A 21,556-nucleotide genomic window follows, 5' to 3' on the forward strand; every position below is an offset into this window, starting at 1 on the left:
CTTCCGTGATCACGGGACGGTCTCCTCCGGGGGGTCGGTGTGGTGGGCACTGTCCGGGCTGCCGGCCACCAGGATCCGGCCGTTGGCGCGCAGCACCTCGATGGGGCTGCCGTAGAGCTCGGTGAGCACGTCCGAGCGCAGCACCTCGTCCGGCGTGCCGATCCGGAAGGAGCCGTTGGCCAGGTACAGGATCCGGTCCACGTGCTCGATGATCGGGTTCACGTCGTGGGTCACGAACACCACGGCGCAGCCGGTGCGCTCACGCTGCTCGTGCACCAGCTCGCTGACCACGTGCTGGTGGCGCAGGTCCAGGGAGAGCAGCGCCTCGTCGCACAGCATGACCGTGGGCTCCGCCGCGAGCGCCTGGGCGATCCGCAGCCGCTGCTGCTCGCCCCCGGAGAGCAGCCCCACGGGGGCTTGCGCATAGTCCGTGGCGCCCACCCGCTCGAGCAGCTCGTCCACCCTGCGGTGCACCCGCCGCGAGCGCAGACGCATCCCCCACCGGTGTCCGTCCACGCCCTGGGCCACGAGGTCGCGCGCCCGCAGCGGGGTGCGCTCCGGGAAGCCGCGCTGCTGAGGGACGTAGCCCACGCGGGAGGCCGCCGCCCGCGGACGCACGCCGTTGACGCTCACCGTCCCGGCGGTGAGCGGCAGCAGCCCCAGCAGCACCTTGAGCAGGCTCGTCTTGCCGGTGCCGTTTGAGCCCAGCACGGCCAGGTACTCCCCGGGGTGCACGTCCAGGTCCAGACCGGACCACAGGGTGCGCTCCCCGAAGGAGAGCTCGGCGCCGCGCAACCGGATCACCGGGTCGTGCCATTTCTCCGGATGGTTGCCAGGAGCACCCGCCGTGGATCCCGCGGAGCCGGGAACGCTGTGCCCCGCAGCCGTGGTGGGCCCCGCCGCCGTGGTGGGCCCTGCCGCGCCGTCACGTGTTCTCTCGGATGCCACGGGCTACTTCTTCACGGCTTCGGCCACGTGGTCCACGTTCTCGGCCATCCACTGCTGGTACGTCCTGCCGTCCGGCACGGTCTCGGTGAACTCCACCACGGGGGTGCCCGCCTCCTGGGCGGTGGTGCGCAGACGCTCCGTCTGCCCCGTGGAGGTCTGCTGGTTGAACGCGAGCAGCGCAATGTGCTCGTCCGCGACCAGTTTCAGCGTGTCGTTGAGGGCGGCCGGCGGCGCGTCCGTCTCGGCGTCGATCGCCTCGGCGAACTCCGCGGGGGTGTCGTCGTGCAGACCCGCGTCCTCCAGCAGGTAGCCGGGCACCGGTTCCGTGGCCACATAGCCACCGCCCGCACCGAGGCCCCCGAGACGCGCGTCCAGGGCGGTCAGCTCCTGCCCGACCCGTGCGGCGTTGTCCGTGTAGTAGCCCGCGTTGGCGGGATCCACCTCCCCGAGCTGGCCGGCGATCTGCGTGACCACTTCGGTCATGGTCTCCAGGTCGTACCACACGTGCTCGTTGAATCCCCCGTGGTGGTGGTGGTGCTCCCCCGAGCCGTGGTCGTGGTCGTGCTCCTCGGCGGCCTCACGGTCCTGCTCGGACTGCAGACCCGAGACCTCCACGGCGTCCACCACGCGCGCGCCCTCCGGCGCCAGATCGGTCATGAACTGGTCGTACCCGCCGCCGTTGCGCACCAGGAGGTCGGCTTTTTCCACGGCCAGCCGGTCCTGCGGCGTGGCCTCGTAGGAGTGGGGGTCCTGGGCTGAGGAGTGGATCACCGGCGTGGCCTCCACCTTGTCGCCACCCACCTGGGCCGCGAGGTCCGAGTAGACGTTGGTGGAGGTGGTCACCCGGATCTTCCCGGAGTCCTCCGATCCGGATCCGCCCTCCTGCGCCGATCCGCCCGAGCAGCCCGTGAGGGCCAGCGCTCCCAGCAGCCCCAGGACTGCTGCGGCCCTGGCTCCGTGGCGGTTGGTGCGGTCACTCACGCGCATCGTCTCCCTGCTCGGCGTCCCCCCGCACCACCCGGGGTGCCGATGAGAACGGATGTCATCAAATCAGAGCGCGAGCATATCATGAACCATTCTCATGTAGCGGCGTGATGAGAACGGGCGGATCAGGACCAGGACTCGGAGCGTGGCCTGCCCTCGTCGTAGCCCGACTGGGACTGGATGCCCACCACGGCGCGGGACGCGAACTGCCGCAGCGTGGTGGCCCCGGCGTAGGTCATGGAGCTGCGCACCCCGGAGGTGATGTGGTCCAGCAGGTCCTCCACCCCGGGTCGCTGGGGGTCCAGGTACATGGTGGAGTTGGAGATCCCCTCCTCGAACAGCGCCTTGCGGGCCCGGGAGAACCGGTCCTCTCCCAGGGTGCGGTGCTTCACGGCACGGGCCGAGGCCATCCCGAAGGACTCCTTGTAGGCACGGCCGTCCGCGTCCACGGTGATCTCCCCCGGCCCCTCGTGGGTGCCCGCGAACCACGAGCCCACCATGACCTGGCTCGCCCCCGCGGCCAGGGCGAGGGCGACGTCGCGCGGGTGCTTGACCCCGCCGTCCGCCCAAATGTGCGCACCGAGGTCCTGCGCGGCTTCCGCGCACTCCACAACCGCTGAGAACTGGGGACGCCCCACCGCCGTCATCATGCGGGTGGTGCACATGGCCCCCGGGCCCACGCCGACCTTGACGATGTCCGCGCCGGCCGAGACGAGGTCGCGCACGCCGTCGGCGGTGACCACGTTGCCGGCCACCACCGGCACCTGGGGATCCAGGGCGCGCACGGCGGCCACGGCCTCCATGGCCTTGAGCTGGTGGCCGTGGGCGGTGTCCACCACGAGGACGTCCACCCCGGCCTCGAGCAACCGGGCGGCCTTGGCGCCCACGTCACCGTTGATGCCCACGGCGGCACCCACGCGCAACCGCCCCCGGGCGTCCACGGAGGGGGTGTAGATGGTGGAGCGCACGAGACCCTGGCGTGTGATGATCCCGGCGACCTCCGTGCCCCGCAGCACCGGAGCCGCGCTCACCCGCGCGTCGGCGAGGCTCTCGTAGAGCGCACGCAGCGCCGCGGGATCGGCGTCCTCTGGGAACTCGGTCTCCTGGAACTGCGGGCCGTCGCTGCGGGCCAGATCGCCCAGCTGGGTGAAGCGGTCCACGTCCCGGCAGTCGGATTCCAGCACGAGGCCCAGGTACCGGCGCTGCTCGTCCACCACGACCACCAGTCCGTGCGGGCGCTTGTGGATGATCCCGAGCGCGTCGTGGACCGTGTCCGTGCGCCGCAGCACCACAGGGGTGTCCCAGCGCGGGGAACGGTCCTTGACCCAGGACGTGACCTCCGCGATCACGTCCAGCGGGATGTCCTGCGGCAGGATGCCGAGCCCGCCCCGACGGGCCATGGTCTCAGTCATCCGGCGTCCGGTCACCGCCGTCATGTTCGCGGCCACGACCGGGATCGTGGAGCCCGTGCCGTCCTGCGGGGACAGGTCCGCGTCGAAGCGGGACGTGACCCTGGACATGGAGGGCACCAGGAAGACGTCGTTGTAGGTCAGGTCCGTGGTGGGATTCGTGAGGAAGCGCACAGACGCACAGTCTACTGTCCACCGTCACGCTCCGGGCCCGACGCCGCCCGGTCGCCCTGGGCCGCGTCCGCCTGGGTGACGTTCCCCGCAGCCGGCGTCGTCGTGGCCCCGCACGCGGGCGGCGTCGGCTCCGGAACACGGTGCGCGGAGCACGGCGAGGGGCCCGTGCGACGGGTGGCACGCGTCCTGCCGCCTCACTAGACTGAAAAACCGGATCCGGCTTTGCATGCGCGAAGCCCGTCGAGGGCGCCCACGGCCGGTAAACTCCGTGGGAGCCGCACAGGGGCCGCGAGGACCAGCTCGCCACCCGGGACACCCAGCACAGATGGAAGAGGCGTATCACTCGTGCCAGACCAGCCGCACCACCTTATCCCCGAAGAATTTGCCGGCAACGAATGGCTTGTGGACGAGCTCTTCGAGAAGTACCAGGCGGACAAGAACTCCGTGGACAAGAAGTGGTGGCCCATCTTCGAGCAGATGGCGGACGAGGACAAGGCCTCCGCCCCCGGTGGCACGAACTCCGCTCCCGCCGGCAAGGCCTCCGCGACCACCGCCGCGTCGGCTCCCGCCGCGAAGAAGCCCGAGGCCTCCCCGGCCCGCACCTCGGAGCCGGCCGCCCGGAAGCAGACTCCCCAGACCACAGAACGTGCGCAGTCCCCGGCACCCGCCGCGACCGGCGCCAAGGCGAAAGGACGGCCCGAGGGCGTGGACACCGAAGCGGACAGCAGCGAGGGAGCAGCCTCCAAGCGACCCATCCGGGCGCAGCCTGAGGACCGCAAGGAGGACGGCCCGGCCAAGGAGAAGCCCGCGGAGGACACCGTGGTCAAGCTGCGCGGTCCCGCCAAGGCCGTGGCCGCCAACATGGATGCCTCGTTGAGCGTCCCCACGGCCACCACGGTGCGCGCCGTGCCGGCCAAGCTGCTGATCGACAACCGCCTGGTCATCAACTCCCACCTCTCCCGCAACCGGGGTGGCAAGGTCTCCTTCACCCACCTGGTGGGCTACGCCGTCATCCGGGCGCTGGCTAACTTCCCGTCCATGAACGTCATCTACGACGAGTCGGACGGCAAGCCCGCGGCCATCCACCCCGCCCACGTGAACTTCGGCATCGCGATCGACATCCCCAACAAGGACGGCTCGCGCAACCTGGTGGTGCCCAGCATCAAGGCCGCCGAGACCATGTCCTTCCAGGAGTTCTGGACCTCCTACGAGGACATCGTCAAGCGCGGCCGCAACGGCGCCCTGACCATGGAGGACTACTCCGGCACTACGGTCTCCCTGACCAACCCGGGCGGGATCGGCACCGTGCACTCCGTGCCGCGGCTGTCCAAGGGCCAGGCCTGCATCATCGGCGTCGGTGCCCTGGACTACCCCGCCGAGTACAAGGGCGCCTCTCCCCGCACGATCGCTCACAACGCGGTCTCCAAGGTCATCACCCTGACGTCCACCTACGACCACCGCGTGATCCAGGGTGCGGGCTCCGGCGAGTTCCTGAAGCTCGTGGAGCACTACCTGCTGGGCGGGGACGACTTCTACGACCACATCTTCGAGGCGCTGCGGATCCCCTACGAGCCCGTGCGCTGGGCCGTGGACAACCAGGTCAACCCCGAGATCCAGATCAACAAGGTCGCTCGGATCCAGCAGCTGATCCACTCCTACCGCGTGCGCGGACACCTCATGGCGGACACCAACCCGCTCGAGTACGTGATGCGCAAGCACCCGGACCTGGACATCCGCACCTACGGGCTGACCCTGTGGGACCTCGAGCGGGAGTGGCCCACCGGCGGCTTCGGTGGCCAGAGCCTGCTCACCCTGCGCGTGATCCTCGGACGGCTGCGGGACGCGTACTGCCGCACCGTGGGCGTGGAGTACATGCACATCCAGGATCCGGAGCAGCGCGAGTGGTTCCAGTCCAAGCTGGAGCGCGACTACCAGAAGCCGTCCCGCGAGGAGCAGTTCCACATCCTGGAGCGGCTGAACGCGGCGGAGGCCTTCGAGACCTTCCTGCAGACCAAGTACGTGGGACAGAAGCGCTTCTCCCTGGAGGGCGGCGAGTCCCTGATCCCGCTGCTGGACGCGATCATGTCCGAGGCCGCGGACGCCTCGCTGGCCGGCGTGGGCATCGCCATGGCCCACCGTGGCCGTCTCAACGTGCTCACCAACATTGCGGGCAAGTCCTACGCCCAGGTGTTCCGCGAGTTCGAGGGCAGCCAGGACCCGCGCGCCTCCGAGGGCTCCGGCGACGTGAAGTACCACCTGGGCACCGAGGGCGTGTTCACCTCCGACAACGGCAACGAGACCCAGGTGTACCTGGCCGCAAACCCCTCCCACTTGGAGGCCGCGGACCCCGTCATCGAGGGCATCGCCCGCGCCAAGACGGACGTGCTCGGCGCAGGCCCCGAGGGCAACGGCGAGTTCCCCGTGCTGCCCATCCAGGTCCACGGCGACGCCGCCATGGCCGGTCAGGGCATCGTGTACGAGGTCATGCAGATGTCCGGGCTGGAGGGCTACAACGTGGGCGGGACCATCCACGTGGTGGTCAACAACCAGGTGGGCTTCACCACCGCTCCCTCCGCCGGACGCACCTCCACGTACTCCACGGACGTGGCCCGCACGGTGCAGGCCCCGATCTTCCACGTGAACGCGGACGACCCCGAGGCCGTGGTCCGCGTGGCGCAGCTCGCGTTCGAGTACCGCCAGCGCTTCCACCGCGACGTCGTGGTGGACCTGGTCTGCTACCGCCGCCGCGGCCACAACGAGGGCGACGACCCCTCGATGACCCAGCCGCTGATGTACTCCCTGATCGACGGCAAGCGCTCCACGCGCAAGGTCTACACCGAGAACCTCGTGGGCCGCGGGGACATCACCCAGGAAGAGGCGGACCGGGCACTAAAGGACTACCAGGAGCGCCTGGAGCGCGTGTTCGCGGAGACCCACGAGGCCCAGAACTCCACGGTCCCGCTGGTCACCGGGGACGCCGCTGCCATCGCCAACATCGAGCGCCCGTCCGCGCAGCAGGCGGACTCGGGCGTCTCCGTGCCAAAGACCACCGCGATCTCCCCGGAGACCGCGCAGCGCATCGGCGACTCCTACGTGGAGATGCCCGAGGGCTTCACCATGCACCGCAAGCTCAAGAAGCTCGCGGAGAAGCGCCGGGACATGACCCGCGAGGGCGGGATCGACTGGGGCATGGGCGAGCTCATGGCCTTCGGCTCCCTCCTCATGGACGGTGTGCCCGTGCGGATGTCCGGGCAGGACGTGCGCCGCGGCACGTTCACCCAGCGCCAGGCGGTGTTCTTCGACGCCGAGAACGGTGCGGAGTGGACGCCGCTGAACAGCCTGTCCGCGGACCAGGCCCACTTCTCGATCTACAACTCCCTGCTCTCCGAATACGGCGTGCTGGGCTTCGAGTACGGCTACTCCGTGGAGCGTCCCGAGGCGCTGACCGTGTGGGAGGCGCAGTTCGGTGACTTCACCAACGGCGCACAGACCATCGTGGACGAGTTCATCTCCTCCGCGGAGCAGAAGTGGGGTCAGCGCTCCAACCTGGTGCTGCTGCTCCCCCACGGCTTCGAGGGCCAGGGCCCGGACCACTCCTCCGCACGCATCGAGCGCTTCCTGGCGCTGTGCGCGGAGAAGAACATGATCGTGGCCCAGCCGTCCACGCCGGCCAACCACTTCCACATGCTGCGCCGCCAGGCGTACTCGCGTCCCCGCCGGCCCCTGATCGTGGCCACGCCCAAGCAGCTGTTGCGCCTGAAGGCCGCGGCCTCCCCCGTGGAGGACTTCACGCAGGGCTCGTTCCAGCCGGTGATCCCCGACGTCACGAACCTGGACGACTCCAAGGTCACGGACGTGATCCTGGTGTCCGGTCGGCTCTACTACGACCTCGACGCGCAGCGCAGGAAGTCCGAGGACCACTCCACCGCGATCGTGCGCGTGGAGCAGCTGTACCCGCTGCCCGCGGACGAGATCAAGGAGCAGCTGGCGCGCTACCCGGAGGCCCGTGTGATCTGGGCGCAGGACGAGCCCGCCAACCAGGGTGCGTGGCCGTTCATGGCCGTGAACCTGGTGCCGCAGCTGGACCGCCCCGTCACGCTGGCGTCCCGCCCGGCCTCCGCCTCCCCCGCCAACGGCTCGGCCAAGCGCCACGCCGCGGAGTTGGAGACCCTGGTGCAGCAGGCGTTCGACCGCGGCGAGTGATCCCGCACCGGGCGCGTTCCACCGTCCCCCACGGTGACCGCGCCTGCCGGACAAGCGCGCCGGACCCGACCTGCCCGGGGGCCGTCACCTGACGGCCCCCGGGCCACGCAACAACTTGAAGGATGTCGAGAAGAGTGGACCAACGCAGGATCCGCATTGTGGCCGTGGGCGACGAACTGCTGGCCGGAGTGGACGACCCCCGCGCCCTGGGCTGGTTCGGTCGCGTCCTGGCCCGCACCCCCCGTGACGTGGTCCCCGTGGACGCCTACAACCTCGCCGCACCGGGAGAGGGCAGCGAGACCCTCAACGAGCGCTGGTTCGACGAGGCGGCCCGCCGATTCGATCCCGCGTGCGACAACCGTCTGGTCATCGCGCCGTCAGCCCTGGACATCGACCTGGGCATCACCTCCGCGCGTTCCCGCCTGAACATGGCGAACATCGTGGACCAGGCCACCCAGAACAACGTGAAGGTGCTGGTGGTGGGCCCGCCTCCCACGCTGGACCCGCAGCGCAACCGGAAGATCGCGGACCTCTCCGCGGCCTACGGGGACGTCACCACGCGCCGCAACCACGTGTACGTGGACACCTTCAACCCGCTGCAGCACCACGAGCAGTGGCGCAAGGACCTGGCCGCCAACCACGGCAACCCCGGCCAGGCGGGCTACGGCCTCATCGCGTGGCTCGTGCTGCACCGCGGCTGGTACAACTGGCTGCAGCTGCCCGAGCCCCGCTGACGCAGGTTCCGGGAACGCCCCCGGGAGTTCGTCCCGGCGTCCCGCCCGGGCAGGGCCCGCTCCCCCCGCGGGGACGGTCGGGGACTCTGGGTGGCTCTGGGGCCGCCGCAGATGTGAGATACTGACGGACGATGTTCCAGCCAATCACCACAGGAGGCACATCATGAGCAAGCGTGGACGTAAGCGCAAGGATCGTCGCAAGAACTCGGCAAACCGCGGCAAGCGGCCCAACTCCTGAAGTTCTGCGCACGAACCACGGAACGCCCGCAACCATCATGGTTGCGGGCGTTCTGCATGTCCGGGGCGTCGGTGGGCGCGAACGTCGCGGGTCACCGGGTCGCGGACGGCGGAACAGCGGGACGGGGCGCGGCGCGGCCGGGGCGACCGAGCGGCGTCGCCGGTGCGCCCGAGCGCCGTCCGGACACCGTCCGAGGGGTGGGAGAGGTGGGCCGGGCCCTCAGGCCGCGGGGTGCTCGCCGCACTGCGCGTCGATGCGCTCCAGGATCGAGCGCTTGAGCTGCTCGGGGGCGCTCTCGCAGCACGAGCGCTTCATCACGGAGCGGATCACGCACTCCAGGTTGTACTCGCGCTCGCACTCGGAACACCCGGTGAGGTGGGCGTGGATCTCCTCGAGGTCCTCGGTGGTCAGCGCGCCGTCCAGGTACTCGTAGATGCGCTGGATGCGTTCGTCGGTGCAGCCTCCGCTGCAGGGGTTCTGCGTCATGTCTCAGCCTCGATCCTTCGCCGGTGCCCCGCCCTTGGCCGATCTGCCGGCCTTGGACGTGTCGAATCCTCGTTCCTGGGCGTAGTCGCCCAGCTTCTCGCGCAGGAGCTTGCGGCCGCGGTGCAGCCGGGACATCACGGTGCCGATGGGCGTGTCCATGATCTCGGAGATCTCCTTGTACGCGAATCCCTCCACGTCCGAGAAGTAGACCGCCAGGCGGAACTCCTCGGGCAGCTCCTGCAGGGCCCGCTTCACGTCCGAGTCCGGGAGGTGGTCCAGCGCCTCGACCTCCGCGGAGCGCAGCCCCGTGGAGGTGTGGGACTCGGCCCGGTGCAGCTGCCAGTCCTCCACGGTGTCCGTGTTGGCCTGGCGCGGTTCACGCTGCCGCTTGCGGTAGAGGTTGATGTACGTGTTGGTGAGGATCCGGTACAGCCAGGCCTTGAGGTTGGTTCCGGGCTTGTACTGGTGGAACGCGGAGAACGCCTTGGTGTAGGCCTCCTGCACGAGGTCCTCGGCGTCGGAGGGGTTGCGGGCCATGCGCAGCGCAGCCGCGTAGAGCTGGTCCACGTACTGCATGGCGTCACGCTCGAAGCGCTCGCGCCGCTGCTGGGTGGACTCCTCGCCGGCCGGCACCTCTTCGGGGTGCTCCACGGCGTGGGATTCGTGATTTCGCTGATCGTTCATCACGCCCAAGTCTAAGGCGGGGGCCGTCATCTCCGGACCGTCACCTGCCCTCCCGCACGCCTTCTGCCTCACCACACGTGTGGTGCTTCCGTTCATCCGGGACAACACACGCTGCTCGCGCGGGTATTCCCGGGGGAGCCCCGGCCGCGGGCCGATAGGATGGCTGTCGTGCCTTCCCGGAGATGCCGGGACCCTAAGGAGGAGAACCATGAGCATTGTTCGTCGTCTCGCCCGCCCGCTGCTCGCCACCGGCTTCATCGCCGGAGGGGTGGACGCGTTCCGCAACTCGTCCACCACGGCCCGGCAGCTGGATCCCGTGCTGAAGGCCGTGGAGAGCGCCGCACCGCAGCTGCGCCCCGTGACCGCCAACCGCGCCGTGGTGGCGCAGGGCCTCGCGGCCGCCCAGGTGGCTGCCGGATCCCTGCTGGCCGTGAGCAAGCTGCCCCGGCTGTCCTCCACCGTGCTGCTGGGCACCACCGCCCTCAACGGCTACGCCCAGTACCGCTCCGCTGACGCGAGCACCACCGAGGGCAAGGCGGCCCGCCGCTCGGGCCTGCTGAAGAACGTGTCGCTGCTGGGCGGCGTGATGATCGCCGCCGTGGACACCTCCGGCAACCCGTCCCTGGCGTGGCGCGCGAGCCACCTCGCGGACGACGTCCGCAAGAACGCGGTCAAGGTCAGCAAGGACACCAAGAAGAAGCTGAACGAGGCCGAGAAGGCCGTGCAGAACGCCGTCTCCTTCTAGTCCGCCGCACCACGTGACGCGCAACGGCTTGACGCACCCCCGGGACTCTGCCCACTGGCCCGCCCCCTCCGCCCACGGCTCGCCCGTGAGCGGCACGGTGGCGGTGCCGGGGTCCAAGTCCCTGACCAACAGGTACCTCGTGCTCGCCGCGCTGGCGAGCGGGCCCTCGGTGGTGCGCAAGCCGTTGCACTCACGGGACAGCGCTCTCATGGCCGCCGCGCTCGAGCAGCTGGGCGCCACGGTCACTGCACTTCCGGATCCGGGCCCGTTCGGCCCGGACCTGCGGATCGACCCCGTGTCCCCGGGCGCTGCGCTGCACGAGCCCGTGGCCGTGGACTGCGGACTCGCCGGCACGGTCATGCGCTTCGTGCCCCCCGTGGCCGCGCTGTGCTCGGGCACGGTCGTCCTGGACGGCGACGACGCCGCCCGGGTGCGTCCCATGGCTCCCGTGGTCGAGGGGCTGCGGCAGCTCGGGGTCCGGGTGGAGGACGACGGCCGGGGCACCCTGCCGCTGAGCGTCGTCGGCACCGGAACGGTGCCCGGTGGGACCGTGAGGATCGACGCGAGCGGGTCCTCGCAGTTCGTCTCCGCACTGCTGCTGGCCGCGGTGCGCTTCGACTCCCCCCTCGTGCTGCGCCACGACGCCCCCGGCGGGGTGCCGTCCCTGCCGCACGTCGAGATGACGCTGCAGGTGCTGCGCGACGCCGGTGTAAGCGCCGAGCGCGTGGGCGAGCGGGAGTGGCGCGTCGAGCCCGGGCCCGTGGCCGGCCTGGACGTGACCGTGGAGCCGGACCTCTCCAATGCCGGGCCCTTCCTCGCCGCGGCCGTGGTCACCGGCGGCACCGTGAGCATTCCGGACTGGCCCGCGCGCACCACGCAGGGTGGCGACCACTGGCGCCACATCCTCCCCAGCTTCGGGGCGCACGTGGCCGTGCGGGACGGAGTCTTCACCGTGACGGGCCCGGACGAGCTGCAGGGCGTGGACCTGGACCTCTCCGAGGCCGGTGAACTGGCCCCCACCGTGGCCGCACTGTGCGCTCTGGCCTCGGGGCCGTCCCGGCTTCGGGGCATCGCCCACCTGCGCGGGCACGAGACCGACCGGCTCGCCGCGCTGAGCACCGAGCTCAACGCCCTGGGAGGCCGCGTCCGCGAGACCGAGGACGGCCTGCAGATCACCCCCGCGCCCCTGCACGGCGGCGAGTTCCACACGTACCACGACCACCGGATGGCCACCGCCGGCGCCATCCTGGGACTCCGCGTCCCGGGGATCCTGGTCGAGAACATCGCCACGACCGCCAAGACGCTGCCGGAGTTCCCACAGCTGTGGGCCGCTCTGCTGGGCACGGGGGCCTGAGCGGTGGCACGCAGGACGTGGGACGAGTCGGACGTGCGGGTGCGCGCAAATAAGCGTGGCTCCCGACCCCGCACCAAGCAGCGCCCGTCCCACGAAGACGCCGTGGTGGCCCGCGTGGTGGCCGTGGACCGTGGCCGGTACACGTGCGTGGTGGACGAGGACGGCCCCGATCCCGTCACGGTGCTGTGCGTGCGCGCCAAGGAGCTGCGCCGCCGCCCCATCGTGCCCGGTGACCTGGTGGGAGTCGTCGGGGACGTCTCCGGCGCGCCCGACACGCTCGCCCGGATCGTGCGGATCGAACCACGCGCCACGGTGCTGCGCCGCAGCGCGGACGACACCGACCCCGTGGAGCGGGTGATCGTGGCGAACGCCGACCGTCTGGTCCTGGTGCTCGCCGCCGCCTCCCCCACTCCCCGCACGGGATTCGTGGACCGGGGCCTCGCGGCCGCGTGGGACGCGGACATCACCCCCGTGGTGTGCATGACCAAGTCCGACCTCGCGGACCCCACGGAGTTCCTCGACTACCTGCACGACCTCGACGTCCTCACCGTGACCACCCAGCGCGCCACGGACCGGGGCCAGCGACCGGAGGCCGGGCTGCACGAGGAGTCCCTGGCCGTCTCTGAGGACTCCCTCGCCCGGCTGCGGGAATTGCTGGACGGGCACGTCAGCGTGTTCCTGGGCCCCTCCGGCGTGGGTAAGTCCACGCTGGTCAACGCCCTCACCGGAGCCGAGCGGGCCACGGGCGGCGTCAACGACGTCACGGGGCGCGGCCGGCACACGTCCTCCTCCGCCCGGGCCCTCACGGTCCCGGGGACCAGCCCGGGCACGTGGGTCGTGGACACCCCCGGCATCCGCTCCCTGGGACTCGCGCACGTGTCCGAGGAGAACCTGCTCGACGCCTTCACGGACCTCGTGCCCGCCACCGCCCACTGCCCGCGGGGCTGCCGGCACACCGAGGACTCCCCCGGCTGCGCCCTGGACGCCTGGGTGCACCGGCCGGAGGCCTCCCCCGCCGCGCCGGAGCGGCTGGAGTCGCTGCGCAGGCTGCTGGCGGCGTCGCGCGGGGAGACCCAGCAGGGTGACAGCGAGAAGCAGCTCGGACAGGCGATAACGTAGGGGCATGCGCGCACCGAGCAACCACACGGACGACCTCCGCCTGGCCCACATCCTCGCGGACTCCGTGGACGGCCTGACCATGAAACGGTTCAAGTCCCAGGACCTCACCGTGGAGACCAAACCGGACCTGACCCCCGTCACGGACGCGGACCGGGAGGCCGAGCAGGTGATCCGCGGTCAGCTGGGACGCGTGCGCAACCGGGACGCCGTGATCGGCGAGGAGTTCGGGGCCACGGGCTCGGGCGGGCGGCAGTGGATCATCGACCCCATCGACGGTACCAAGAACTACGTGCGCGGTGTCCCCGTGTGGGCCACGCTCATCGGCCTCGTGGAGGACGGCGAGGTGGTCGTGGGCGTGGTCTCCGCGCCCGCTCTGAACCGCCGCTGGTGGGCGGCCGCCGGTTCCGGGGCCTTCACGGGCCGCTCGCTCTCGCAGGCGCAGCGACTCTCCGTCTCCTCCGTGGCCACGCTAGAGGACGCCTCCCTGTCCTACTCGTCGCTGTCCGGCTGGCAGGAGCTGGGGATCCGGGACCGTTTCCTGGACCTCACGGACCGGGTGTGGCGCACACGGGCCTACGGCGACTTCTGGTCCTACTGCCTCGTGGCCGAGGGCGCGGTGGACCTCGCGTGCGAACCCGAGCTGAACCTCCACGACATGGCGGCCCTGGTGCCCATCGTGACCGAGGCCGGCGGGCACTTCACCTCGCTCGCGGGGCAGGACGGACCGTTCGGACCGAACGCCCTGGCGAGCAACGGCACCCTGCACGACGCCGCCCTCGACGTTCTCGGCACGCGTCAGGACAGCGCCGACTGAGCCATCACGCGGGTCCCGGGGCCCCAGCGCGGCGCTCGGCCCCCGCCGTCCCGTCCCGGCCCGGCGTTCGGCCGGCACCCGTCCGGCACGAAAAACGCCCGGCACCTCTCCTGTGGAGGCGCCGGGCGTCGTCGTACCGCTGCCAGACGGCAGAACCCGGAGCGTGCGGGGTCCGCCGAATTGGATCACGTGTTGGGCGAGTCGCTCTGCAACGAGTCCGTGATGCACTGCTCGTACTTCGCCTCGTCCCCCTGGGACGCGTAGGGCAGGCAGTCGCTGACGGAGCTGAACGCCCAGGCGAAGACCACGGCCATGAGGATGCCGCCGATCACCGCAAGGGACGAGAGCACCACGCCCACGACCGCGAGCGCCGGGGACTCCCGGCGGGACTTGCGCATCTTGACCAGGCCCACGATGCCGAGCACCAGACCCACGAGCCCGATCAGGCCACCCAGACCGCCGAACCAGAAGGTCAGGATGCCCAGGATGCCCAGGACCAGCGATGCGATGGCCAGGCCCTTGCCCGGCGTCGGAGCCGTGTTCTGGCCGTACGGATCCTGCCCGTTGTAGGGCTGCTGGCCGTACGGCTGCTGGGAGTAGCCGTCCTGGTAGTGCGTGGGATAGCCGTCCGAGTTCTGGGAGTCGTAGCCCTGCTGCACCCCGTAGCCCTGGGTGCCGTAGCCCTGGGTGCCGTACCCCTGGGTGCCGTACTGCTGCCCGCCGTAGCCCTGGTTCCCCGGGTCCTGCACACCGTACTGCTGCCCGGAGTAGCCGTGGCCCCCACCGGACTGCTGGCCGTACTGGCCGCCGACACCGTACTGGGAGTCACCGTACTGGGAGTCGCCGTAGCCGCCGTACCCCGAGCCACCGTGCTGCGAGCCCGAGGACGCGGAGTCGCCGTAGCCGGCCGCGCCGAAGCCCTCCTGTCCCGCGCCCGTGGCCTGTGCCGAGGAGTCCTGGCCGTACCGGTCCTGCCCGGCCGCAGAGGTCTGAGCCCGGTCCGCCGAGTACTGGCCGTACTGCGGCTGCTCGCCGTTCGAGGCCGAGGAGGAACCCGAGTTCTCGGGGAAACGCTCGCTCATGGAGGCGCCTGCCTTTCGGTCGTGGTGAATCGTGTCGTGAGCCAGTCTCCCACACGAGCTGCACCCGCTTCTCGGCGGTCCCTCCGCGGCCCGCACCGGGCGAGGCATGAAAAAACACCCCGGACCGCAGGGTCCGAGGTGTTCTCGATGTCCGTGGACATCACGGGTGGAGATGGGGGGAATTGAACCCCCGTCCGATGCAGCATTGTCAGGGCTTCTCCGGGCGCAGTGTGCTTGCAGGTTTCTCAGTCCCGGCCATCTCGCACACGAGTGGCCGCCGGACTCAGTCACGTAGAAGTCCCCTGGACGTCCGTGACGTACGTCCAGAGCAGTGACCTTCTAGCTGATGTCAGATTCCAGGTCGAAGGTGAACCTGGGCTGACAGACTGCTCGGGCTACTTACGCAGCGAGAGCGAAGTCAGTGCGCTTGGATTTGGCACTTATATTTTTTGCAGAGAGCGTTGACGAGATGACTCTGCATCCTCGGCCCGCTTCCCCTGTCTCAACTCACATCGTCGAAACCGATCATCCCCGTATTCATTTTTCAATGAGCACCACGTCACCGCGCAGCGCGCCGTGTCGTAGACACACAAGACTACGTCCGCACGTCCTCGCGCGTCAACAGCACACGGCCTCGCCGCAGGGCCGTGCCGACGATCCCGGAGGAGCAGGGCCGAGCGGAACGGCGCCGGTGGTGCGGTCCTCGGTGGACCAGCCCTTGTCCTCCCCCGTCCAGTGCCCTACGGTGGGGGCCATGTCCCGATGAGTCCTTCCTGAATCCCCGCGTCCGAGGCCGCTGCCCGGCGGGGACCGCGACCATCAGAGGACCTTCGTGAACCCCTCCCCCATCCCCTTCCCCGCGTCCGCGCGCGCAAGCACAGCGTTCAGCACGTCCGGCGCCACGGGCACCCACGTGACGGTGGACGGGGTATCCGCCTCGTTCGGCACCCACCGCGTCCTCACGGACATCACCTTCACCGTCACCACGGGCCGCCCCGCCGGGCTGATCGGCGAGAACGGCTCCGGCAAGAGCACCCTGCTGCGCATTCTGGCGGGTCTGCGCGCACCCGATGCCGGCACCGTGCGCGCCGTCGGTCCCGGCGGTGGGCCCGTCCGCGTGGGCCTGCTCCACCAGGAACCGCCCTTCGCACCGCAGGACACCGTGGCCCAGGCCGTGGCGGCAGCGGTGCGCCCCGTACGGGACGCGGCCCGCGCCGTGGACGACGCCGCCCGCGCCCTGGCCGCCGCCCCGCACGATGAGCGCGCGGGCACCCGCTACGCCGACGCGCTGGAGACCGCGGAACGCACCGGCGCGTGGGACGTGGACACGGCGATCGGTGCCACGCTGGACGGCCTCGGGCTGGGCGGCGTCGCCCGCGACCGGCGCACCGCGGAGCTCTCCGGTGGCCAGCGGGCCTGCTTGTCCCTCGCGTGGACCCTGCTCCGTGCTCCGGACGTGCTGCTGCTGGACGAGCCCACGAACCACCTGGACGACTCCGCCCTCGACTTCGTGTCAGCCACGCTGCGTTCGTGGCACGGACCGGTGCTGCTCGCGAGCCACGACCGGGCGTTCCTGGACGCCACGGTCGGATCGCTCGTGGACCTCGACCCGGCCCCACGCCCCCATGCCGCCACCGCGGACCTCGTGGCCGACGGCACGGGCACCGGAATCGGCGTGACCCGCTTCAGCGGCACCTACTCGCAGTACGTGCTGGCCGGGCTGGACGCTCGCGAGCGCTGGGAGCGCACCTACCGGGACGAGCAGGAGCAGCTGAAGAAGCTGCGGGCCACGGTCCAGGAGCAGCAGAGCGTCGGGCACTCGGGCAGGGCCCCACGGACGGAGGCGCGGGCGGCGAAGAAGTTCTACGCGGACCGCAACGCCACCGTGGTCTCCCGCCGCGTCAACGACGCCCGGACGCGCCTGGCCACCCTCGAGCGGGAGCAGGTGCGCAAGCCCACGCAGGAGCTGTTCTTCCGCGGTCTGACGGCCGCGGACCACGACGCCGCGCGCTGCCTCCGTGCCTCCGGCCCGGTGCTCACCGCTTCCCGCGCCACCGTGGAGCACCGCCTCGCCCCGGTCTCCCTGACCGTGGGGGCGGGTGAGAAGTGGCTGCTCACCGGGCCGAACGGTGCGGGCAAGTCCACCCTGCTGAACCTCCTGGCGGGCCGTGCGGAGCCCACGGGCCGCAGCGTGCACCGGGCCCCGGGAGTGCGCGTGGGACTGCTCGGCCAGGAGGACTCCGTGGCCCACGCGGACCCGGAGCGCACCGCAGTGAGGGTCTACCTGGACCTCGTGGGTGAGGAACTCGCGGAGACGGTGCCGCTGGGCACGTTCGGGCTGCTCGCGGGGCGGGACGAGAACCGGCGCGTGGGTGAGCTCAGCGTGGGCCAGCGGCGTCGGCTGGCCCTGGCCGCCCTGCTCGCGGACCCGCCCCACGTGCTGCTGCTGGACGAGCCCACCAACCACGTGTCCCTGGTGCTGGCCACGCAGCTCGAGGCGGCCGTGCCCGAGTACCCGGGGAGCGTCGTCGTCGCCTCCCACGACCGCTGGCTGCGACGGAACTGGAACGGCCGGCACCTCCGTGTGGAGGCGCCGGCCGTGTGAGGCACGCGGAGCTCAGCCGCGCATGTTGCGGTAGCGCATGGCGCGCTGGGCCTCGCGGTTGTCCTGCTTCTCGCGCAGGGTCTGGCGCTTGTCGTACTCGCGCTTGCCGCGGGCCACCGCGATCTCCACCTTCACGCGCTTGCCGTCCACGAAGTACAGCGACAGCGGGATGATGGTGTAGCCAGCCTCGCGCGTCTTGCCCGCGATCTTGTCCAGCTCCGCGCGGTGCAGCAGCAGCTTGCGGCGGCGCCGGGCCGAGTGGTTGGTCCACGAGCCCTGCAGGTACTCCGGGATGTGGGCGTGCTCGAGCCACAGCTCACCGCGGCTGTCGAACTGGCAGAACGCGTCCACCAGGGACGCCCGCCCCATGCGCAGGGACTTCACCTCGGTGCCCATGAGCGCCAGTCCGGCCTCGTAGGTGTCCAGGATGGCGTAGTCGTGCCGCGCCTTCTTGTTGTTGGCCACGATCTGGCGGCCGTCGTCAGCGTTCTTCTTGGCCATCGGCCTGTTCTTCCCTCACTGCTGCCCCGCTCTCCCGGCGCCACCGTGGGTGGGCCGGGCGGTGCGGTGCAGACTCAGTTCTCGTCGTCGCGGCGCGCCCCGGCGCGCCAGCGGATGCCTTCGTCGATGAAGGAGTCGATCCCGCCGTCGAACACGGAGCTGGGATTGCCCTCCTCGTAGTTGGTGCGCAGATCCTTGACCATCTGGTACGGGTTCAGCACGTACGAGCGCATCTGGTCGCCCCAGGACGCCTTGACGTCCCCCGCCATCTCCTTCTTCTTGGCGTCGGCCTCCTCCTGGCGCTGCAGGAGCAGCCGGGACTGCAGGACGCGCAGCGCGGCGGCGCGGTTCTGGATCTGGGACTTCTCGTTCTGCATGGACACCACGATGCCCGTGGGGATGTGGGTCATGCGCACCGCGGAGTCCGTGGTGTTCACGGACTGGCCACCGGGACCGGAGGAACGGAACACGTCCACCTTGAGCTCGGACTCCGGGATCTCCACGGTGTCGTCCGACTCGATGAGCGGGATGACCTCCACTGCCGCGAACGAGGTCTGGCGCCGCCCCTGGTTGTCGAACGGCGAGATCCGCACCAGGCGGTGGGTGCCCGCCTCCACGGACAGCGTGCCGAACGCGTACGGAGCCTTGACCTCGAACGTGGCGGACTTCAGCCCGGCCTCCTCCGCGTAGGAGGTGTCCAACACCTTGGTGGGGTAGCCGTGGCGCTCGGCCCAGCGCAGGTACATGCGCATGAGGATCTCCGCGAAGTCCGCGGCGTCCACGCCACCGGCACCGGAACGGATGGTGACCACGGCCTCGCGCTCGTCGTACTCGCCGGCCAGCAGGGTCTGGATCTCCAGCTCGGACAGAGCTTTCTGGATGGACGTCAGCTCCGTGGCGGAGGCGTCCCGGGTCTCCTGGTCGTCCTCGTCCTCGGCGAGCTCCACCATGACCTCGAGGTCGTCGATCCGGCTCTCGATCTTGCGCAGCCGGTCCACCTTGGACTGCTTGTGGGAGAGCTGGGACGTGACCTTCTGGGCCTCGTCCGGGTTGTCCCACAGGTCCGGCGCGGCGGCCTGCTGCTCGAGCTCCGTGATCTCCTTCAGCAGCGTCTCGGCGTCGCTGACCGCGGCCACCGAGTCGTAGGTGGCGCGGAGGGCACGGATTTCTGCAGCGTAGTCAATGGTGGCCATGACAGACCACTTTACGTCATGGTCTCCCGGCCCCGTGAGCCGCTAAACTCGGTGGAACCCACGAACACCAAGGAGACTGACGATGCAGCGCCCCACCGTCCTCGCACTGGTCCTGGCAGGGGGCAAGGGCTCGCGCCTGGGAGCCCTCACCGACACCGTGGTCAAGCCGGCCCTGCCCGTGGGCGGCACCTACCGGCTGATTGACATCTCGCTGTCCAACCTGGCGCACTCCCACGTCCCGGACGTGTGGATGGTGCAGCAGTACCTGCCCCACGACCTCAACTTCTACATGGCCAACGGGCGGCCCTGGGACCTGGACCGCTCCCACGGCGGGCTGCACATCCTGCCCCCGTACCAGGGCGCGGAGGGCGAGGGCTTCGCCTCCGGGAACTCGGACTCCATCTTCCGCCAGGCGGAGCTGATCCGGGAGGCGAACCCTGACCTGGTGCTCGTGCTCTCCGCGGACCATCTCTACACCATCGACTTCCGCAGCGTGATCGACACCCATCTCACCAGGCGCGCGGACCTCACCATGGTCACCACGGAGGTCTCCGAGGACGCCTCCCGGTACAGCGTCGTGGAAACCAGCGAGTCCGGTGAGGTCACCGGCTTCGAGTACAAGCCCGAGCACCCGCGCAGCAACCTGGTGGCCGGGGAGATGTTCCTGTTCTCCACGGCGGTGCTCCTGGACGCGCTGAACCACCTGCAGGACACTCTGGGCGAACTGGGGGACTACGGCGAGGACCTCATCCCCCACGTCCTGGAGCACCACACCGTGGTGGAGCACCGTCACCTGGGGTACTGGATGGACCTCGGCACCATCCAGTCCTACTGGACCGCGCAGCAGCAGCTGCTGGACGGGGACGGCGCCACCCTGGACGATCCCGCGTGGCCCATCTGGAGCGGCCAGGCGCCCCTGCTGCCCGCGTTCATCGCTGACGACGCCGCCGTGTCCCGTTCCCTGGTGGCCCCCGGTTCGCGCGTGGCCGGCACCGTGGAGCACTCCGTGATCGGCGAGAACGTGACGGTCGAGGCCGGCGCGGTGGTGCGCAACTGCGTGCTGCTCGACGGCGTGCACGTGGGCTCCGGGGTGGAGCTGCTCAACGTGGTCGCGGATTCGGACGCCCACATCACGGGCGGCTCCCGGCGGGGATCGCCCCAGCACGTCACCGTGATCGACCGCCACGGCGTGGTGAGCGAACGGGAACCGTTCGACACCTCCGCGGTGCTACCCCGAGACTGGGAACAGTACTGACCAGTCTCCACCTGGAACCCACCCCCATCCGAAAGGACCGATCCACCATGTCCCGCTCGTCCCGCAAGACCCTGGGCCCCGTGCTGCGCGCCGAACTGTGGCGCGCCGTGCGCCACGTCGGAGCCCGCAAGGCGTTCCGCCTCCTGCTGCTCCTCCCCCCGTTCCGGTGGGCCAACCGGGCACTTCGTACCCTGCGGCTGGTGCGCGGGCACTGATCCGCGCCACGTGAGAAGGCCGGGGGCGGCGTCGTGGATGCACTGATCCGCCCCCGGCTTTCTTCGTGCCTGTTCCGGCCCGGTCGAGCACCGGTGGTCAGCCGTCCCGTCAAGTTTCGGACGGCGCGCCCTGCCGGCGGGTTTGGTCGGAGGCATTGTTCGCCCGTTGCGCTGCCCGGGACGGTGCCGAGCCACCATGAACCCGGCCGCGCGGATCTCTGGCGGTCCACCGGTGGTCACCGGCGCATCACGGCGCGGGCGTCCCCGGTGGCGCTGATGGGCACCCCGGCCGGGACGATCACGTTGACCACGGGAGGGTGAACCACCGCCGTGAGGGTGACCTGCGCCGTCGTGCCGTCGGGTGAACCAGTGGGGGTGCCGACGGACAATCCGCTGACGTCCTGGAACGCTCCCACCGTGCCCAGGTAGCTCGCGGCGGAGGTCGCCACCGCGTCGTCCGTCAGGATCGCCGTGGGAGGCCCATCACCGGAGCGGTCCACCGTGGTGAAGGTGTCCGCGGCGGCGCCGGCGGCCCGGTCCGCGAGCGACTGCAGCTGTCTCTGCCCCACGTAGACGCTCGTGATCGCCAGGACAGTGACCACGAGCAGCAGGGTGACCAGGGCGAAGCCGATCAGCACGATGGTGGTCTGACCGCCGTCCGGATCAGCATCACCGTCTGCCGCCGCGGACCGTCGTGCGGCCACGTGACTCATGATCCTTCCCACCGAGCCGCAGCCGGCGTGGACCGGTGCACGGAACGAGGTCTTTCCTCGAGTGGGACGCACGCTGCGAGCACCTCTGGCGCACGCGGAA

General features: G+C 70.5%; 20 protein-coding genes and 1 other RNA gene. 10 read left to right on the forward strand and 11 right to left on the reverse strand.

Annotated elements, in window-relative coordinates; all coding sequences use genetic code 11:
- Positions 1-9: 9 nt before the first annotated feature.
- From AABM36_RS09880 to AABM36_RS09890, 3 genes are all read right to left on the reverse strand, one after another.
- Entirely contained in the window at positions 10-948 is a 939-nt protein-coding gene (locus AABM36_RS09880) for a metal ABC transporter ATP-binding protein (protein ID WP_259900793.1), read from the reverse strand.
- Positions 949-951: 3 nt separating this feature from the next.
- A complete protein-coding gene (locus AABM36_RS09885) occupies positions 952-1,935 on the reverse strand; it encodes a metal ABC transporter solute-binding protein, Zn/Mn family (protein WP_259900794.1) in 984 nt (327 codons plus the stop codon).
- Between the two features lie 122 nt (positions 1,936-2,057).
- Complete coding sequence (locus AABM36_RS09890) at positions 2,058-3,515, reverse strand: GuaB1 family IMP dehydrogenase-related protein (RefSeq protein WP_047979021.1); 1,458 nt, start codon at positions 3,513-3,515, stop codon at positions 2,058-2,060.
- Positions 3,516-3,860: 345 nt separating this feature from the next.
- Here AABM36_RS09890 and AABM36_RS09895 point away from each other — a divergent pair, with 345 nt between their 5' ends.
- From AABM36_RS09895 to AABM36_RS09905, 3 genes are all read left to right on the forward strand, one after another.
- Entirely contained in the window at positions 3,861-7,718 is a 3,858-nt protein-coding gene (locus AABM36_RS09895) for a multifunctional oxoglutarate decarboxylase/oxoglutarate dehydrogenase thiamine pyrophosphate-binding subunit/dihydrolipoyllysine-residue succinyltransferase subunit (RefSeq protein ID WP_423446020.1), read from the forward strand.
- A gap of 134 nt (positions 7,719-7,852) precedes the next feature.
- A complete protein-coding gene (locus AABM36_RS09900; RefSeq protein WP_121240988.1) occupies positions 7,853-8,452 on the forward strand; it encodes a GDSL-type esterase/lipase family protein in 600 nt (199 codons plus the stop codon).
- Between the two features lie 163 nt (positions 8,453-8,615).
- Positions 8,616-8,690 carry a 50S ribosomal protein bL37 gene (locus AABM36_RS09905; protein WP_098054049.1) on the forward strand — a complete coding sequence of 25 codons (75 nt, stop codon included), beginning with the start codon at positions 8,616-8,618 and terminating at the stop codon, positions 8,688-8,690.
- A 219-nt stretch (positions 8,691-8,909) separates the two neighbouring features.
- Here AABM36_RS09905 and rsrA read toward each other — a convergent pair whose 3' ends face one another.
- Positions 8,910-9,176 carry a mycothiol system anti-sigma-R factor gene (gene rsrA, locus AABM36_RS09910; protein WP_019309385.1) on the reverse strand — a complete coding sequence of 89 codons (267 nt, stop codon included), beginning with the start codon at positions 9,174-9,176 and terminating at the stop codon, positions 8,910-8,912.
- Positions 9,177-9,179: 3 nt separating this feature from the next.
- On the reverse strand, positions 9,180-9,860 hold the full coding sequence (locus tag AABM36_RS09915) for a sigma-70 family RNA polymerase sigma factor (RefSeq protein ID WP_121240990.1): 681 nt from the start codon (positions 9,858-9,860) through the stop codon (positions 9,180-9,182).
- A 208-nt stretch (positions 9,861-10,068) separates the two neighbouring features.
- Between AABM36_RS09915 and AABM36_RS09920 the strand changes: the two genes are divergently transcribed.
- Genes AABM36_RS09920 through hisN form a run of 4 tightly spaced genes read left to right on the forward strand, consistent with a single transcriptional unit; the run spans position 10,069 to position 13,892 of the window.
- A complete protein-coding gene (locus AABM36_RS09920; protein WP_121240992.1) occupies positions 10,069-10,605 on the forward strand; it encodes a DoxX family protein in 537 nt (178 codons plus the stop codon).
- Between the two features lie 13 nt (positions 10,606-10,618).
- The gene (gene aroA / locus AABM36_RS09925; RefSeq protein ID WP_121240994.1) at positions 10,619-11,959 is read left to right on the forward strand and encodes a 3-phosphoshikimate 1-carboxyvinyltransferase; all 1,341 of its coding nucleotides are present in this window, start codon (positions 10,619-10,621) and stop codon (positions 11,957-11,959) included.
- 3 nt (positions 11,960-11,962) lie between these two features.
- Complete coding sequence (gene rsgA, locus AABM36_RS09930) at positions 11,963-13,078, forward strand: ribosome small subunit-dependent GTPase A (protein ID WP_019309389.1); 1,116 nt, start codon at positions 11,963-11,965, stop codon at positions 13,076-13,078.
- Positions 13,079-13,082: 4 nt separating this feature from the next.
- A complete protein-coding gene (hisN, locus tag AABM36_RS09935) occupies positions 13,083-13,892 on the forward strand; it encodes a histidinol-phosphatase (RefSeq protein ID WP_019309390.1) in 810 nt (269 codons plus the stop codon).
- Positions 13,893-14,077: 185 nt separating this feature from the next.
- Here the strand turns inward: hisN and AABM36_RS09940 are convergent, their stop codons facing one another.
- The 3 genes from AABM36_RS09940 to AABM36_RS09950 form a co-directional block, all read right to left on the reverse strand.
- On the reverse strand, positions 14,078-14,974 hold the full coding sequence (locus tag AABM36_RS09940; RefSeq protein WP_050899429.1) for a DUF4190 domain-containing protein: 897 nt from the start codon (positions 14,972-14,974) through the stop codon (positions 14,078-14,080).
- 164 nt (positions 14,975-15,138) lie between these two features.
- Positions 15,139-15,507, reverse strand: a transfer-messenger RNA (tmRNA) gene (gene ssrA / locus AABM36_RS09945).
- 85 nt (positions 15,508-15,592) lie between these two features.
- Positions 15,593-15,730 (reverse strand): hypothetical protein, encoded by a 138-nt coding sequence (locus AABM36_RS09950; RefSeq protein WP_158217859.1) that lies wholly within the window; start codon positions 15,728-15,730, stop codon positions 15,593-15,595.
- A gap of 76 nt (positions 15,731-15,806) precedes the next feature.
- Here AABM36_RS09950 and AABM36_RS09955 point away from each other — a divergent pair, with 76 nt between their 5' ends.
- Positions 15,807-17,579, forward strand: coding sequence for an ABC-F family ATP-binding cassette domain-containing protein (locus AABM36_RS09955; protein WP_019309391.1), 1,773 nt, complete (start codon positions 15,807-15,809; stop codon positions 17,577-17,579).
- A gap of 12 nt (positions 17,580-17,591) precedes the next feature.
- Here the strand turns inward: AABM36_RS09955 and smpB are convergent, their stop codons facing one another.
- Positions 17,592-18,080, reverse strand: a complete 489-nt coding sequence (smpB, locus tag AABM36_RS09960; protein WP_019309392.1) for an SsrA-binding protein SmpB — start codon at positions 18,078-18,080, stop codon at positions 17,592-17,594.
- Positions 18,081-18,154: 74 nt separating this feature from the next.
- Positions 18,155-19,273, reverse strand: coding sequence for a peptide chain release factor 2 (gene prfB / locus AABM36_RS09965; protein ID WP_019309393.1), 1,119 nt, complete (start codon positions 19,271-19,273; stop codon positions 18,155-18,157).
- A gap of 82 nt (positions 19,274-19,355) precedes the next feature.
- Between prfB and AABM36_RS09970 the strand changes: the two genes are divergently transcribed.
- On the forward strand, positions 19,356-20,528 hold the full coding sequence (locus tag AABM36_RS09970; RefSeq protein ID WP_019309394.1) for a glucose-1-phosphate adenylyltransferase family protein: 1,173 nt from the start codon (positions 19,356-19,358) through the stop codon (positions 20,526-20,528).
- Between the two features lie 47 nt (positions 20,529-20,575).
- A complete protein-coding gene (locus AABM36_RS09975) occupies positions 20,576-20,743 on the forward strand; it encodes a hypothetical protein (RefSeq protein WP_019309395.1) in 168 nt (55 codons plus the stop codon).
- A 236-nt stretch (positions 20,744-20,979) separates the two neighbouring features.
- Here the strand turns inward: AABM36_RS09975 and AABM36_RS09980 are convergent, their stop codons facing one another.
- Positions 20,980-21,456 carry a pilus assembly protein TadG-related protein gene (locus AABM36_RS09980; RefSeq protein ID WP_029603136.1) on the reverse strand — a complete coding sequence of 159 codons (477 nt, stop codon included), beginning with the start codon at positions 21,454-21,456 and terminating at the stop codon, positions 20,980-20,982.
- Positions 21,457-21,556 lie beyond the last annotated feature (100 nt).

The organism is Kocuria sp. KSNUG (assembly GCF_049532735.1).
GTDB lineage: Bacteria > Actinomycetota > Actinomycetes > Actinomycetales > Micrococcaceae > Kocuria > Kocuria rhizophila.